The 14,845-nt window shown below is 54.2% G+C and carries 13 protein-coding genes; 7 read left to right on the plus strand and 6 right to left on the minus strand.

The window, feature by feature from the left end; genetic code table 11:
- The first annotated feature begins 888 nt into the window (after nucleotides 1-888).
- The gene (locus G1E_RS28400; RefSeq protein WP_009684641.1) at nucleotides 889-1,032 is read left to right on the plus strand and encodes a hypothetical protein; all 144 of its coding nucleotides are present in this window, start codon (nucleotides 889-891) and stop codon (nucleotides 1,030-1,032) included.
- 543 nt (nucleotides 1,033-1,575) lie between these two features.
- Here G1E_RS28400 and G1E_RS17270 read toward each other — a convergent pair.
- From G1E_RS17270 to G1E_RS28405, 3 genes are read right to left on the minus strand one after another with little or no spacing between them, the layout of a single operon-like run.
- Nucleotides 1,576-3,372: a ferritin-like domain-containing protein gene (locus tag G1E_RS17270; RefSeq protein WP_009684642.1), complete on the minus strand. Its 1,797-nt coding sequence runs from the start codon at nucleotides 3,370-3,372 to the stop codon at nucleotides 1,576-1,578.
- A complete protein-coding gene (locus G1E_RS27760; protein ID WP_009684643.1) occupies nucleotides 3,369-4,706 on the minus strand; it encodes a radical SAM/SPASM domain-containing protein in 1,338 nt (445 codons plus the stop codon). Before G1E_RS27760 ends, G1E_RS17270 begins: the two co-directional genes overlap by 4 nt.
- Nucleotides 4,706-6,397, minus strand: a complete 1,692-nt coding sequence (locus tag G1E_RS28405) for a hypothetical protein (RefSeq protein ID WP_132475654.1) — start codon at nucleotides 6,395-6,397, stop codon at nucleotides 4,706-4,708. Before G1E_RS28405 ends, G1E_RS27760 begins: the two co-directional genes overlap by 1 nt.
- Nucleotides 6,398-6,849: 452 nt before the next feature.
- Between G1E_RS28405 and G1E_RS17280 the strand changes: the two genes are divergently transcribed.
- Nucleotides 6,850-8,121 (plus strand): abortive infection family protein, encoded by a 1,272-nt coding sequence (locus G1E_RS17280; protein WP_009684645.1) that lies wholly within the window; start codon nucleotides 6,850-6,852, stop codon nucleotides 8,119-8,121.
- A gap of 10 nt (nucleotides 8,122-8,131) precedes the next feature.
- Here the strand turns inward: G1E_RS17280 and G1E_RS17285 are convergent, their stop codons facing one another.
- The gene (locus G1E_RS17285) at nucleotides 8,132-9,193 is read right to left on the minus strand and encodes a hypothetical protein (RefSeq protein WP_139137860.1); all 1,062 of its coding nucleotides are present in this window, start codon (nucleotides 9,191-9,193) and stop codon (nucleotides 8,132-8,134) included.
- A gap of 110 nt (nucleotides 9,194-9,303) precedes the next feature.
- On the opposite strand from G1E_RS17285, the gene G1E_RS17290 reads away from it, so the two are divergent.
- Nucleotides 9,304-9,939 (plus strand): hypothetical protein, encoded by a 636-nt coding sequence (locus tag G1E_RS17290; RefSeq protein WP_009684647.1) that lies wholly within the window; start codon nucleotides 9,304-9,306, stop codon nucleotides 9,937-9,939.
- A gap of 132 nt (nucleotides 9,940-10,071) precedes the next feature.
- Here G1E_RS17290 and G1E_RS17295 read toward each other — a convergent pair whose 3' ends face one another.
- Nucleotides 10,072-10,845: a toll/interleukin-1 receptor domain-containing protein gene (locus G1E_RS17295; protein WP_009684648.1), complete on the minus strand. Its 774-nt coding sequence runs from the start codon at nucleotides 10,843-10,845 to the stop codon at nucleotides 10,072-10,074.
- A 322-nt stretch (nucleotides 10,846-11,167) separates the two neighbouring features.
- Here G1E_RS17295 and G1E_RS28410 point away from each other — a divergent pair, with 322 nt between their 5' ends.
- Nucleotides 11,168-11,992, plus strand: a complete 825-nt coding sequence (locus G1E_RS28410) for a hypothetical protein (RefSeq protein ID WP_139137859.1) — start codon at nucleotides 11,168-11,170, stop codon at nucleotides 11,990-11,992.
- A 78-nt stretch (nucleotides 11,993-12,070) separates the two neighbouring features.
- A complete protein-coding gene (locus tag G1E_RS17300; protein ID WP_033690740.1) occupies nucleotides 12,071-12,475 on the plus strand; it encodes an antitoxin Xre-like helix-turn-helix domain-containing protein in 405 nt (134 codons plus the stop codon).
- 134 nt (nucleotides 12,476-12,609) lie between these two features.
- Here the strand turns inward: G1E_RS17300 and G1E_RS28760 are convergent, their stop codons facing one another.
- Entirely contained in the window at nucleotides 12,610-12,822 is a 213-nt protein-coding gene (locus G1E_RS28760) for a hypothetical protein (protein WP_177329614.1), read from the minus strand.
- Nucleotides 12,823-12,857: 35 nt separating this feature from the next.
- On the opposite strand from G1E_RS28760, the gene G1E_RS17305 reads away from it, so the two are divergent.
- Together G1E_RS17305 and G1E_RS17310 are read left to right on the plus strand one after the other, a co-directional pair.
- Complete coding sequence (locus G1E_RS17305) at nucleotides 12,858-13,664, plus strand: DNA adenine methylase (protein WP_009684651.1); 807 nt, start codon at nucleotides 12,858-12,860, stop codon at nucleotides 13,662-13,664.
- Between the two features lie 112 nt (nucleotides 13,665-13,776).
- A complete protein-coding gene (locus G1E_RS17310; RefSeq protein WP_009684652.1) occupies nucleotides 13,777-14,766 on the plus strand; it encodes an AAA family ATPase in 990 nt (329 codons plus the stop codon).
- Nucleotides 14,767-14,845 lie beyond the last annotated feature (79 nt).

The following is a 14,845-nucleotide window of genomic DNA, read 5'->3' on the forward strand; positions in this document are numbered from 1 at the left end:
GAAACCAGGGGCGATTCAGTCCAACGGAGTGTCAGCACTCAAAAAACAATAAAGGTCGTCACAAACAACCAAAAACTCAAAATAGTGTCTCCGATGAAAACAATAAAGGTTGTCACAACATAAAAAATTAGTACGCCCGATTCGTGAGGAATTCAAGCCCACACTTAGAGCCCCCGAAGGGGGCGAAACCCGGGCTTGTGACTAATACTACTCAGGAGGATGGTCTAAATTTTTCTGGCGAACGTGCACCTCTTCGCATGCAGCTGAATTTCTGGATTTAAATCGGTACAACTGCAATTAAAACGGTCCAGAATGCGAGCCAGAGATAGTTTCCATTGCACTGATTAGACCAGCTATTTGCATTCGACTTGAACAGCCGTTTGCATCGGATTTGACCAGCGCACGGGTACATCTTGATCGGCTCGGAATTGACCAATAGCTTCCCTTCAAAATGGGCAGCTAACCGCCAAAGGTGGCCATTGGCGACGCCATAGTTTTGGGCCGCCCCCCTAGTGATAAAAGTACCGACTCGCATCAATCCTCTCACTACACTTGCAGGAACGCGAGATACTGCCTCCATTCAGGCGACAACGAGAACGGGCTCTCGATAATTAGATCGCCAACTCTACGTCGATGTTGTGCGAGCTGCGCTGTGGTCATGCTTAAGTCTACGGCCTTTTGAGCGGCCACTGCCGACACCACCCGCAGGGCCTCAGTGAAGCCAATCGCGAGTCCCTGTGAGGCCAGCGCATCACGGGCAATGCGGGCGTCACCGATGGGCTGGACACCTTCGGTAGCCGTTACACACCACTGCAACGATGCCGCCCCAGCACTGCCGGGTTCTAGGCGGTCAGTGTTGAGCCCAGCGGTGATCCAGGGTGCAAAGGAATGAATGCTTTCGACGACGTTCCGAGCACTGCCGCGCAAAAGACCGCCATGCCCGACAACACCAAGAATGTCTTGCTGCGAATTGCAAAGACGGTATACATAGCCGTCGCAGCCTGCTGCGATGGCGAACCCATCAGGGCATGAGGTACCCCCGGTAGACTGTATGAAGGTCCGAGAAACAAGTGGAACCTTGGGTCGGGCTATACAGAGGGCGGTAGTGGCTGAGCGACCGGTTGCATCGAGAACGAGTGTGCCTGCATCGACAGCATCACCAACCATGATAGCCGCAGAGTTGCCGACCGGGCGAATTCGCACGCCTTTACTCTCTGCGAGACCGAGGAGGGCTAGGTCGAGCGCCGGACGGGAGACGTGTGCGGAAGGCGGAGCCTTGCTGACGATAACGTCACGCGACCGCCACTGCGTCAATCGCCTCTCATGCATTCGCTCGACCCCAAACGCGCGCGGATGTATCCCAAACTCCACGAGCAGCCCGATTATCTGAGCTGGTATGACCTCTAACCTGCATCGATCCTCATGTGCCGGTAGTCGATCGGTCAGAATTTCGACCGCGAGTCCAAGCTGCCGGGCATAGAGTGCTGCAGCAAGTCCCACCGGCCCTGCCCCGAGAATGGTCAGAGGAGGTCTAGCCTGATGCTCTCGTGGCAAAATTTATCAACTCGAGCATGATCAAGTGAGCGAGGGGGGTTCGAGCGGGACGAACTCCGCCCCTCCCGGTGCCTCGAACACGACAAGGAAACCTTTCTCCGCCACTGCGTCCGCCAATATATTAAGGCCGTTGGGCTCAACCATACGAGAGCGTGCTGTGTTGACCTCAGTCGCGCCGAGGAAACGGCCTTTGCGGTAGCCATCCCGCAAGTTGGTAAGCATGTCCTTGTATGCCGCTTGCAACTGCTGGTTTGCAGCATCGTCAGCGGGGGGGTGGGACGGACTGACGGAGCGCAGATAGTCGGACTCCTTGTGGTCGGCAAGCCACTCCTGTATGTCAAGAAAGGTTTCGAAGTGGTCCTCGCCCTCCGCGATGATGGAGCGTATTGACTCACACCACTCGTCTGTCACAACTGGTGCTACGTCGGCGGGCGGATTAACCAGTGTCGCAAGAATTCGACCGTATAGGCCGTCGACGCCAGCTGACGGCGCCTCGATATCGATGAAGTCGCTGATTGTCGTGCGTGTGGCCGCCCGCATTACTACATCTCGAAATTTACCGGCGGCACCCGGAACTCGGCTTGCAACGCGAAGGGCAGGCTGGAACGTGCCAGGTGCCATTAGGCCACGGATAACATCGTTCACTGCTCGGGTGTGGCGCATCTCGCCGATGGCAATGCGCATCAGCTCGGAGCGAGTGGCTCGGATAGTGTCTCGTAGCTCTGCATTGCCGTCGATGCTTGGGTCGCTAGGCAATTTTAGGGAATAAGCAGCGGACAGATACTCCTGCGCCACCGCGAGTTCAACGCCGGCGGCGTAGCGCAGGTGTTCAAGGAGCACCGTAAGGCTCGGGAAGGACTCCGCCTGCTCGGGCCCGCGGGGCAAGTAAGGGGCGGTGACCTCGCGTCGCCCGACGACAAAGTGCAGCTCCTGCCAGCGATTGTTGATCTCGTAGTGCCTTAGCTCAATGGGTGCTGCGCTCGCAGCCGTCGCCGGTGGTGGAGGTTCTATGCCGATGATGCGATTGCGTCGCTGCCAGGGTACGTCTCGATCCCAAGACTGGTCCGATGCACCGCTACTCGGCAGTATCGGCTGCGCGATATCAGGATGATTCGAAGCCCAGTAGAAACAACCACAATCACGAAAGTCGTGAGTCCATGGACTGCACAGCGACTGTGTCAATTCACCAGGAAGAAAAGCGGCTGACAATGCCCCATTATCATCAAGATAACGAGCGCGAGGCGCCGTAAGTTTGAGCTGCTCGGCCGCCCCTTGGCGACGGAACGTAAGGGTAACATCGGAGCCCTCGGTGAGCAGGCGGACAGCTGTCCAAGCATCGCTGGGGCGCCGGTCTGGGCCTTCGCTGCTTCCATTGAGGTCCCCTTCGACAGCAGGCTGGCCATCTATTTCGATGAGCTCAAGATCGAACTCCTGCCGTCCGAGCAGACCAAATGTACCGGCAATCCGTGCTATGAGCACAAGGCGTGCTGCAGCTATATCCTCGGCTAGCGCCTGATATACGACAGCGTCTGCAAGCGTGATGGCTTCAGATGCTCTCGCCCTATCAACATCGTCAATATTGATATCTGCGACCAAGAGAATGTTGCCGATCGCCTCAACCTGCATGAAGGGAAAGAAGCGGCGTTCGAGATTGCGCAGGTCGCATTCAAGCCCCGGGAAACAGTTTCCGACGCCAGATTCAAGTCGGGTAGCCGCGGGGTTGCCCGCAATTATCTCAGTTATACGGCTCTGCTCGCCAAAACGGCGGATGGCAGCGACATTACGGGCGACAATTTTTGTGGTGTTAGAGCCGCTCATAAGGGCCTCGCAGATGTGAGGTGTGAAGGATTGAAATATGCAGGACGGTATGCAAGGAGCTCGCAATAGGAGGCTAGACAGAATTCCAGCCAGTCGCGAATGAAGTCACAACCAGCCGTCTTCCTTGCTCGTGCCTCCTGGTGACAACCTCCCGAACAAAGATAGCGAGCCCAACAGTTGTTACAGGGGGTCTGTGTATGTACGTGTCGTTCAATGAGAAAGGCATTTCGGCGCTCCCTCGAGAGGCTTTGTGTGTTACCCACTACGAAGTTGTCGTCTCCGATAGCTCTATGGCAGGCATACCAGCGCCCGTCTGCGGCGACAGAGAAGTAGCCACCACCAGCTCCACATGGATATGGTGAGCTCGCACCCGAGTGAATCTGCTTAAGCGCGACCGCTAAATTGGTCAGTCGGATTGTTTCGCCGATTCGGGCACGAGCCAGTTCACGGCGCGAAACGGCAATTAACTCCTCGAGATAAATCGGCCAGCCCAACTCGCTGAGGTTTGAGCCGTCGGCTGCGGTACGTAGGGGGGCGACACCTGCCTCACGGAAACCGATAGCCCAGATAGCATCGAAGCGTTCCCCTAAGTTGAACGCATCACCACTAACTGTCATGCGCGCGGCCACCTGCGCTAGGCCCGGTTCGGTAACGAGAGGGGAGATCCGCTCAGCAAGACGCCCAAAGGTGCCGCGGCCCCGACTATCGGGGCGCTGTGCATCTTGGATTGTTGCCCCGCCGTCTATGCTAATGGTGACCGCGAAACGATGTGTGCGCATCAGATCAATGTCGGCCTGAGAGAGAATAGTGCCGTTTGTAGTAATCGAGAAGCGCACGTCGATACCACGCTTGACACCGGCCCGACTCGCATACTCCACCACGTTATGCACAAGCTCACGGTTGAGCAGCGGCTCTCCTCCAAGGAATCCGATGGTTACCGGACGCGCCGGATCCGCTCCATTGAGTAGCCGGTCGACAGCTGATATTGCCGTCGCATATTGCATGCGCTCGACTTGCTTTCCACCAAACGATCCGCGATCAGCATAACAATATGCGCACGCTAGATTGCACGCAGAACTAACATTGAGGGACAGGTTCTGAGGCGGTGTCTCAACGACGAGGTCTAGCTCAGCCTCATCAGTACTCGTTTCGCCCAGGTAGCTTGCGAGACGATGGATTTCCTCTGGATGGGTGTCAAGATCTGCTGCTACATCTGGTGGCAGATCATACAAACGCGAGTGGGGTACTACTAGAAGATGCTCTCCCTGAGCGGATCGAAAACGCTTGTAGAGAGTTGCCGAAGCAACCCCAGCAACCCTGGCGATAATCTGCATTAGCGAACCTCCGCGGCGTCGATCATTGCAAGCACAGCGGCACGCCGTGAGGAAGCTGAGGCAGAGAGAGTCCTAGATCGAGCCCGCCTTACCAGCTTCGCCAGCGTAACGGCGGGGCCGGAGAGCGCGCGTTGGCGGGTTTCCTCAATCCAGCGCATCAGAAGCTCGTACTGCCAAGAAGCGAGAGTGAGAGGCAACGCATTCGACTGCCGCATGAATGGCGGCATGCGCATCGAGGTGGCAAGAGCGTTCTCGAAGCTTTCTACCTCAAACGGCGCTCGAACGATATCCCGCACTCGATTGCGACCGGAAAGGGCGTCTTGGGCAACGAGCGCTATAAGATTCTGGATATCGGAAAGCGCTCGATGACGCATTCGGGCATGCTGGCTAAGCGGCAGCGGATCATCGGTGGTGGCGCCTGGCAAGTGGTAGATCTGAGAGCGCAGCGCGTCACGCCCCCCCATCGCTCGTGTGGGTTCCGTCCTCTCTCCTTTGTCGATATCAACAGTCTGCAGCTTATCTGTTGGTAACGAACCCGGGGTCCAATCGGGCGGTTGACGCGATGCTGCTCGCTGACTGCGATAGTGATCAATGTTGAAAAGCGACACGGTCTCGTAAATCCGCTCAAAGAGATCCTCCACCCACTCTGTCAGCGTGACTCCGGTGAGAGCTGAGTTGCGGAGGGCAATCATTCCGTCACGGTCATTTAGTTCGTCGGCGATAGAAAGAAACGGCCGGCAATCAGGTGCGAAGTCGGGTGGAGAGACGAATGCGACGGAGCGTGCGGTCAGAGCACGACCAGCCCCAACTTCCAATCTGACCTCAAAATGCACTTCGCACGTATCATCAACGACGCCGAGAGAAGGTCCCAATGTGTTGCTGGTTTGATCGATGAGATCATAAGTGTCTCCAGGCTCGACGAGGTTACTAGTCGACGTCCCTCGCCAGCCGCCTGCAGGATTGAGAAACGCATTGAGACTGGGCACAGCAGGTGCGAGTCGCCCAAGTGATGGCTGTGCATCCGCGGCCTCGGGGGGGCCATAGAAGGTACCGATTGCTGGCGTGTAGCGAAAGCGGATGGTGTCAACACGAACTGTATCGGACCAAGGCTGGCTGATGGGCTGTGGCGTGCTGCGCAGCATCTGCACGGTGCCAAGAGGAATGTGACGGCCAGCTGGGATCATAGGCTCCGTTACGCTAGGCGGGCTTTGTCCCTCTACCCTTCGCACCTTGAAGTCGTTGCCTTGGATTACTAGTGGTTGCCAGTTACCGAAGGCATGCGCCGAATTTCCCGAACGTCGAGCAGCCTTAAGGTTGCGCGCAGTGACAGCTAGTTGCAGTGAACTGAGTGACAGTCCGTCGTTGGCTAGCAGCTCAGTGGTCAGAGGCATCTCTGTCCAGGTTGTAGGCTCGCTTTCAGGCTCGCCAAGTCTTGCCCATATTTCAAAAAAAGGCGCCACTGGTCGAATGAGATCTCCATCTCGAAAAGCGATCGACTGTGGGAGGAAGGGGGTTACCGATCCGTCGGGTTGGACAGCGAGCGTCCAACTTGGTGTCACTTCCGTTTCGGCAGCTACGCGAAGTTGTTGGGTATCGCCCCAGTCGTAGGCATGGAGTGGCGTCGTGCTGCCGCCAAGACGGGCTATTGCGATAGCTGGGGTAACGAATAAAGCCTGAATAGAAACCGTCATGGCACACTCCTACAAGCTGGGGCAAATGCACATGCGGCGAAGACCTGAATGCCTAAGAAATCCGGACCTTCGCGTCCACGACAAGGATAGTTTGATTGAAGCGTCTGTCGAATCGTTACTTCATCCCTGTTTCTCATACGATTCGTGTCGGTCCATGACAGATACGCAACCTTTCAGCCTTGCTTCTCTTTCTTTTGTGGGACCTGGTGCGGTTAGAGAGGAGCAATTAATTCTTCACGAGGATGACCGCTTGTGGCCGACTCCTACCTGCAGCGAAAGGCACATAGGGTCGGTAGCTGTCATTCACGTTTGCAGCTTGGAGCCAAAGCAGGCGTTGAGCGGGATCTTGGATACAACCGGCGTTTGCTTTCCTGTCACCCTTCTATTTTTTCATGGCAGGTGACCCCTTGCGCTAGCTACGATGGCTCTCTGGTGTATGGACAGGGGGGCGTATGGAGCAAACTAAAATTGAGCCGCTTTTGGCGACGGTTTATGCCGTTTTGCGAGCAGAGGGTGCTGATGAGGCTGCTGAGATTGTCCGCGGCCATCCCGCGACAGCAGAGCTGACGGGCAACGACAATTGGAATGGTGGAACCAACTACTGGGACATCCACTTCACCATTCCTGCGTTGGAGTACGCTAGGCTCGGGCTCAAGCGAACCACAATCCAGGAAAAAATCACGACTGCACTGAGGATGGTAACTGAGCACGAGCAAGACAATGCTTACTCAGCGCTGATCATCCCCGCACGTGAGTTCCATGCTGATTGGCGATCCGGAAAATCCTCCAGTTTGCCGAAATTGGTGCGGCAGAACATTGTAGATGGCCTACGTCTGGAGAGTATTAAGTGGCATGGGGAGCTCAATGATGTTGAGTTTCTCAGTCGGCTGTACGAGCTTGAAAACCTTCCGTCCACCGATAGTCGCTATAAAGATGCCGCCGGCGACATTTGGCAGCATCGCTATAACAACGATGATTGGGAGGATGACTGGATCTTCAGTGACTCCCGATTCAACCTCTTTGATGGGAGTGCTGAGGCATTTCTCCGCTTTCTCTGTGAAACGGTGCACCCAGTCGTTCGCCCACAACGAGAGGACGCGATCAAGCTTGTTGAGCACTTCAACGATCAGTTGCATGACGCCGGCTGGGAGCTGTACCAAGAGCAGCAAATCGCCGGTCGCCCGCGCTTTTCCTACCGCTTGATCAGCAGCGGTTCGGCAGAGGCGAACGCAGGCAGGTCTGTCATGCGAGCGAGAGTAGTTGTTGAGGCGCTGAGCTCCGGGTGGATGGCCAAGCAGATTGAGCGCATGGAGTATGCCGTCGAATCAGACCCAGAATTGGCGATCGGGACTGCTAAAGAGCTCATCGAAAGTTGCTGCAAATCCATTCTCACGATAAGAGAGATTCCGTTCACCAAGGCCGATGATCTTGGCAACCTGACGAAGAAGGTGACCAAGGCCTTACAGCTGGTGCCCGATGGCGTAAGTGATGCAGCCAAGGGTGCCGAAAATATCAAGAATGTACTCCGCAATCTTACCCAGCTAACTAGCAACCTTACGCAGCTAAGAGGGTTGTACGGTACCGGGCATGGAAAGGAGGGCCAACACCGCGGACTGCAGCCGAGGCATGCTCGGCTTGCAGTAGCAGCTGCCGTGGCATTTGTCGATTTCGTATCGGAAACGCATCGATACCGAGAGGCTAAGCAGCCAGAGTTGAAGTGTTAGCTGCGACCCGTCAGTCTGGCAGGACTGAGCGCAAGGTAGGCAGTGACTCGGCATCTTGATTCCCTAGACGAGGAGTATCCGACTGCTTGCCCAGCGCCTGAGTGAAATCGGCGCTTGCGGAAATGGTTTGGTCATTGATGGTAATAGTTGCTTGCCCGTCCAGCAGAACGCCTAGATCTTTTGCGATTACGAACGCAGACTTCTGAATATGCGCATCCATTGAGGAGGTGTCGATGCCGGCTGCTTGGAGCCTGGTTGAAAGTCCGAGTAACGCATCGATCGCTTCGACTTTCAAAGGCATCGCTGACACCTTTCCTTCAGTAGTGTGATTCCTGTACATCCAGGACGCTGTTTCTTTGACGAAGGATACGAGTAGGTCGATCACTTTCGACTCTCCAAATACCTTCACCCACAGGCTGCCTGACTCGATTTTCGAAATGCGCAACGGATGATCGCTTTCGGAGATTGATAGCAGCATGCAAAGCTCAGTGTAGAGCGCCTGGACGGCGAGCAAGCGTCGACCAAAGTCTTTCAGATCAAAATGTGCGGGCAGCCAGATCGTTAGCGGAGCCTCGGCGCTCCCAGCGACGTCATGGTTGCCTACAAGGTCGTCAACCATCTGTAAGGATTGCATGAGCGTTTGTAATTTGATGTTCAATTCTTGTGCAGCAAGGACAACTGGCAGAGCGTTGGAAGCTGTTCCGTTGGTGATAAATACGTCGTAGAGATCTGAAAAATCCTCAATTTGTTGTTTGAGGCTATTGATGAGTTCAGGGCTTTGAGGTTGGCTGAACTGGAACTGCGCCAATGCCGCTTGGAAATGCTCCAAACCCTTAAAAAACTGCCGTTGGCTAATCGTCGCTGACGTGATCTGATGGACTCGTGCCAGATGAGCATTAAGCCGTGCTGCGCCTTCGTTCTGCACCGCGCCCCCTGCTGCAATCTGGGCAATGGAGCTAGTCATCGCTTCGGCAGATTTAGCTAGCTCCGCGACAACGGTGAGAAACGCGCGAAATTTTTCTGATTCAGCAAAAAATTTCCTGATCCTGCGGTGGAGTTCGAACGAATACATAGACGGCCCTCGAAGCCATGAAAAGGCCATCATAGCCGTTACTCCTTCCTCATACTCGCTTTGTGGGTTAGCGTTCAAGACTGGAACCCGCCACTCATCGAGACAGCTTCATGTATCGAGCTACCATTGAGCGCGCTGAGCTGAAGGAGCTACTCAAGCTCACTGCCGATAACTCTGCGATTTACGCAGCCCTCACCGGTGCCGATGGCGTCAGCGAAATCGGCGTGCACTCTGGTTACAGTGCCCAGCCACGCTACCGTTTGATACGTGTGGACCACAGGCTGCAAAAAGGCAGCGTCGATCAGTTTGAGATTGCTCTAGTAGACGATGCTGAGTCTTCTGTGGCCTTTTATGCCACAGCCACACTGCTGAGCATTCCTGAACTCAGTAGCCGAAAAATTGCGCGACATCAGGTCTGGCGATCGGCAATCATTCGTCATTCCTTAGCGCTTCGCGATATATCGCAGGCGGTACTTTTCGGCTATATCCTTCAGCGATATGACCTCGTGATAGCCGAGGACGCGGTCACTGGCGATGGAAAATTCTACTGGCACCGGCAGGTGTCTCGTGTAGTGGATCTGGGCTTTTACGTTTACGCATACAATCCGGCGACCCAAGTGCTTTCGCCGATTCCAACGCAGTCCGCGCTAAATGATGTGCAGGATCAGATTTGGTCGGGCACCAATTCGGACCATGTGCAGGCCCTGATTTCGATTCACCCACTACCTAGTCAGCAGGCTAAGTAAGGCTCAAAAAGGGCGCTCAGCTATCTGCGGAGCGCTACTGCGCCACATAGCCAAGACCGTTGGGCCCTTGTCTGCTCTCCACAATGCAGATCAACGGTGGTTATGACCGGCGTTGCGCATGGGGGCGGCCATTCAATCGTAACTGGCCAGCAAATCGTCGTATGCCTGGATCATTCGCTCCGCGTCTTCCCAACGGTTATACATTGAAAGAAGCGATTCGAGCACGTGCGCTCCAGTCCTCATGGCCTTGCTGATTCCCCAAAGCAAGTAGTCCAACGTGACTGGTGTGCTGCCTACTTCAAAGGCGTAGGTGTTGTTAATAGGGGCATGGCTAGGGTATCTCTCGTTAGCCTTCTCAACCGCAGCCACCAAGCTTGGGCTCTTGTGCCTCAGTGACATCCGCTCGTGAGCTTTATTTTGCTTCGTCATCTCAGCCAGCGCCTCCTTCATGGCGCTCAACTCCTGCCGCATGGCGTCAATTTCTTCTGCAGGAGGCTTAGGCAGCGGTGATGCTGGTCCCAGCGTCCGCAGCAGCAACTGGAACATCTCCGGATATGCGTCAGGGTCCGTGAAATCTGCGTAGAACTTACCTTTTAGGAAGCCTGGCAAAGCTACCAATTGCACCATCAAAGGAAGAACGACTACCCGCCTTTCCTCAATCTCACGGTTGGAAGCAATCTCCAGTTCACGCTGTACCCAAGGGCTATCAATCGACTTTTCGCTCAGTACTGCAGCCACGTAATCGACATCGTCCAGGCCTGCTCGAATCTTGTCGATCAATGAATCACCAATGTTGATCTCCGCCTCATCGATCCACACAGTGTGTCCTGCTTTCCGCAGGTCGCCGGCAAGCCGTCTCGTGAATGGCTTATCGGCATGGTTGTGGCTCAGAAATACCTTACTCATTAATCCCCCTCGTTGATGACCTTCTCGGGCTCAGCTCGTTGAAGCTTTGAAAGCAGCGGTTTGAACGAGAGCCCATAGTAGCCTTATGCCTCCTCACGCAACAGCGGTGCGTTGCATGAGTCGACAGCATCGGTGAAGACCAGTACCAGCCAACGGCCAAGGCAAATCGGCAGATCTAGAGGGTTCAAAGAAGATTCCCGTGACGACGGTTCCCAAAAAACTCAGATCTGAAAATTTAAAGTCGATCGGGGCAGACGCAGATCACCCGTCTGGCTTGTAGTAAAGTGGAACCCTCCCCCGTTACCAGGGTATTAACTAATCTATGGCAGTTCTAGCGAGTTACGCTCCGCTTCCAGGCGAGTTCGTCACCTCAGCTATTCGGCGCGGACAAGAGCTATTAGGTGTAGTGCGGTTCAGGCAAATCGATCATCGAATAAAAAAAATCGAATCCACCCTCACAGGCGAAGGAAGGCAAATTGCCTTGCCCGATGCTATCGGTGGACACGAGCTTCCTGTAAATACGCTTTATGAAAACACGCTACAGCCCTTGGCCAGCTCGCTGAGCTTGCCTGACAATCTAACAACATATACACCTTTAAGAAACTGGAAAATCTGCACAAAATGCGTAAAGGAAGATACTGTAATTCATGGCTCCCCTTACATACATGTACGTCACCTTCCTAAATCTGTAAAGCTTTGTTCTAAGCATGCAGTTAAACTTCACGAGTTATGTCCGGCGTGCGAAATACCTATATCCTCACACAGCATTTCAAACCTTGTTAATTGCAGTGAGTCATTCCCTGATGAACCTAGCGCATTCAGATCTCTTCACCACAACTACGCTATATTTATCAAAGATTTGATGAAATTTAGGGGCGAGGCAAAGAGGTTGATCTGGATTACTCGCGAACTCGCCTACAAATATGTCCATACCAACTACGAAAGCGATTTCGCTCGCGGATATGACTCATACAAAGGAGAACTGAGCAAAATGTTTGGAATGGATCTCGATAGCAAAGGTATTGAGTACCACTCTTTTGATTTAAATTTAATTTTGGCTTTTTTCTGCTTCAGAACTGCCGATGCATATATATCCTTTGCTGCAAAATCTCCTGGAAAGCCTTGCCCAACCTGTCAAAGACCTTGAATTGCGTGAGCTGCTTGGTAGCAACACGAAGCGGAAGGTATAAAATTAATCGCCCGCCCACCGACCTAAGGAGGATGTATGACAGCCAGCAAACGCTGGACAGCAACCCAGTCGTCCACAGGCTTGAAGGTTGCCCTACGAATCATTCGCTCCTGGCAAGCCACACCTCAGCAGGCATGCAGGATTCTCCGGATATCTCCCGCTACCTATCGTCGTATTTCAACCAACCAGGTCGCGGGCAGAAGGTTGGATCTTGACCAACTCCAACGAGTCGGCTTCGTTTTAGGTATTCACGCAACTCTCAGGACCGTCTTCACAAATCCGGAGAATTTTCAGGGTTACCCGCGTTTCAAAAATGACAACGAATTCTTTGAAGGCCGTTCACCGCTCGAAATCATGGCCCAAGGTGACATGGTTTCGCTCTATGAAACCTATAAGCGTATCGAACAGCTTAAAGCCCTGTTCTGGACCAGCTCAGCGTAATTCCAGTTTTATCGACGATCTTAGAGCCCACCAATTTTCTTCAGCTTGAGAGAGGTACAACGGTGCGGCCCTCCACCCGCTCCCTACATGCGTCAGAGCGCACCCGACGACTAGCCAGGTGCGCGCTTTCTCATTTACCAACGCCCGTAAACGTAGCTGTCACCTGTCAGATAGAGAGCCGCACCGCAGACAGGGAAAGGCTGAGGGCGAACTGCTTTGTGGGTCAATTTCTTCTGCTTGGCGGATGCTTTTGAGCGCTTCCCTTTAGGCGTTGTCTTGCGTTTGGCTGGCACCATTTTTTTGGGCTTGGAGCTGCCAGTGGTTTTGCGACGGTTAGCGATAGGCATTTGAATGCTCTCCATTTGAGTGGGTTTCAAGACCGATGCAGCTTGGCCTCACCGCTAAATTAGGATTCGCAGAAAAAACCGATCGTCTGATCTCAAGCCCCGTTTTTACGGCCATTCGGCGGCTAGCGATTGACATCATCGCCATTTCTGACGATGCTTCGCCCATGAGATATCCAGGCGGAAAAGGCAAGTGCTACCAGCGCTTGATCAACCTGATGCCACCGCATCAGACGTACATCGAATCGCACCTCGGCGGGGGTGCAGTCATGCGCAACAAAAAAGCCGCGTTGCGCAGCATCGGATTGGAAATTGATCCACTAGTCATCGAGCAATGGCGTGAAGAGCGCCTTGGCTTGTGCGAGCTTTATCAAGCGGACGCCGTCACTTTTTTGGAAACCTTTACGTTCACAGGCGATGAGCTGGTGTATGTTGACCCGCCTTACGTCCCTGAGACCCGGCGTCGAATCAAGGTATATCGGTGCGACTACACCTACGCTGATCATCAAAGGCTGTTGGATTGCCTGGTCTCGCTTCCGTGCAAGGTCATGTTGTCCGGGTACGACAACGAGCTTTACAACAGCGTGCTCATTGGATGGCGTAAGGTCCAGTTCTCCGCCAAAACGCATGCGGATGTACGAGAGGAAGTGGTCTGGATGAATTTTGAATCCCCGGACCGCTTGCACGACAGTCGGTACCGTGGCGAAACATTTAGAGAGCGGCAAACGATACAACGTCGCCAAGCTCGCCTACGCTCTCGGATCGATGATATGGATCCGATCGAGCGGACTGAGCTGCTGCAGTGGATGCAGGAAAACTACGGTAATTCTGGAAAAGCCGCCTGACGCGGCGCAGCTGCAACGCTCCAAAGGGTGACCAACGGCTTCATTCAGAAGGCGTAGTCAAGGAAGACCAAAGGTCACAACGTTTACAACACTGAATTCGAGGTAAGACATCATGGCCAGCGGCGAGCATCTCAAAGCACTCGTACGTTCTCACATCAAAGGGGATGACAGTCATTTCCTTGCTGTGGCCATGCAGATGGCGGCCCACGAGGCGAAGCAGGGTCACGGCAAGCTCGCCCAGGACTTACGCACACTCATTGACTCAGCTCAGGCTAAACGAAGCCAGCTTCCTTCATCTAGTCCAGTCCCCATCGGCTTACCGCGAGGTGAACTGAGCAATCTCCTGGCTGTGGGTACAGCGGGTACTCGACTGTCTGAAATGGTGCTCGACGACAGTACACAGCAGCGCCTGGCGCGGATCATTAGCGAACAGCGTAACTTCGAAAAGATCCGGGCTCATGGGTTATCTCCTCGCAGGAAACTGCTGCTGGTGGGCCCGCCGGGCACCGGCAAGACGATGACAGCCTCCGCGCTGGCGGGTGAGTTGGGCATCCCGCTGTATGTTGTTCGTCTCGATAGTCTGATCACAAAATTTATGGGCGAGACGGCTGCCAAGCTTCGCCAGGTGTTCGACGCGATTCGGGATACCCGCGCTATCTACTTTTTTGACGAGTTCGACTCTATTGGCTCGCAGCGGGGGCTCGCCAACGACGTTGGTGAAATACGACGGGTACTGAATAGCTTTCTCCAGATGATCGAACAGGATCAATCCAACAGCTTGATCCTCGCCGCGACCAACCATCCTGAAATTCTCGACTATGCCTTGTTCCGCCGCTTCGATGATGTTATCGAATACGGGCTTCCCAATAGAGATCAGATTGAGGCCGCTCTCAAAAGTCGCCTCGCTAATTTTTCGAAGTCGCTCAATAGCTGGCATTCGCTTGCGGAAGCAGCTGATGGCTTGAGCTATGCGGAATTGGCGAAGGCTGCGGATGACGCAATCAAAGACGCGATCATCAACGATCGAGCCTCGGTAGAAGCTAGGGATGTGGAAAGGCACCTTGGGGAGCGTAAAGCCTTCCACCAACGAAAACGAATATGAGCCGGTAGAGCTTTTCGATGACGGAACATAACGCAGGACAGCGCCCACACTTTCACTTCAAGGGAACAGGGAAGCCAGA

This window comes from Pseudomonas sp. TJI-51 (assembly GCF_000190455.2).
Taxonomy (GTDB): Bacteria; Pseudomonadota; Gammaproteobacteria; order Pseudomonadales; family Pseudomonadaceae; genus Aquipseudomonas; species Aquipseudomonas juntendi.

Bases quoted from the DNA above. Each gene is read 5' to 3' on its own strand.
- G1E_RS17280 (WP_009684645.1), top strand. From the start codon at position 6,850: ATGGAGCAAACTAAAATTGAGCCGCTTTTGGCGACGGTTTATGCCGTT.
- G1E_RS28760 (WP_177329614.1), bottom strand. From the start codon at position 12,822: ATGCCTATCGCTAACCGTCGCAAAACCACTGGCAGCTCCAAGCCCAAA.
- G1E_RS17290 (WP_009684647.1), top strand. From the start codon at position 9,304: ATGTATCGAGCTACCATTGAGCGCGCTGAGCTGAAGGAGCTACTCAAG.
- G1E_RS27760 (WP_009684643.1), bottom strand. From the start codon at position 4,706: ATGCAGATTATCGCCAGGGTTGCTGGGGTTGCTTCGGCAACTCTCTAC.
- G1E_RS17300 (WP_033690740.1), top strand. From the start codon at position 12,071: ATGACAGCCAGCAAACGCTGGACAGCAACCCAGTCGTCCACAGGCTTG.
- G1E_RS17310 (WP_009684652.1), top strand. From the start codon at position 13,777: ATGGCCAGCGGCGAGCATCTCAAAGCACTCGTACGTTCTCACATCAAA.
- G1E_RS17305 (WP_009684651.1), top strand. From the start codon at position 12,858: ATGCAGCTTGGCCTCACCGCTAAATTAGGATTCGCAGAAAAAACCGAT.
- G1E_RS28405 (WP_132475654.1), bottom strand. From the start codon at position 6,397: ATGACGGTTTCTATTCAGGCTTTATTCGTTACCCCAGCTATCGCAATA.
- G1E_RS17285 (WP_139137860.1), bottom strand. From the start codon at position 9,193: ATGTATTCGTTCGAACTCCACCGCAGGATCAGGAAATTTTTTGCTGAA.
- G1E_RS17295 (WP_009684648.1), bottom strand. From the start codon at position 10,845: ATGAGTAAGGTATTTCTGAGCCACAACCATGCCGATAAGCCATTCACG.
- G1E_RS28400 (WP_009684641.1), top strand. From the start codon at position 889: ATGAATGCTTTCGACGACGTTCCGAGCACTGCCGCGCAAAAGACCGCC.
- G1E_RS17270 (WP_009684642.1), bottom strand. From the start codon at position 3,372: ATGAGCGGCTCTAACACCACAAAAATTGTCGCCCGTAATGTCGCTGCC.
- G1E_RS28410 (WP_139137859.1), top strand. From the start codon at position 11,168: ATGGCAGTTCTAGCGAGTTACGCTCCGCTTCCAGGCGAGTTCGTCACC.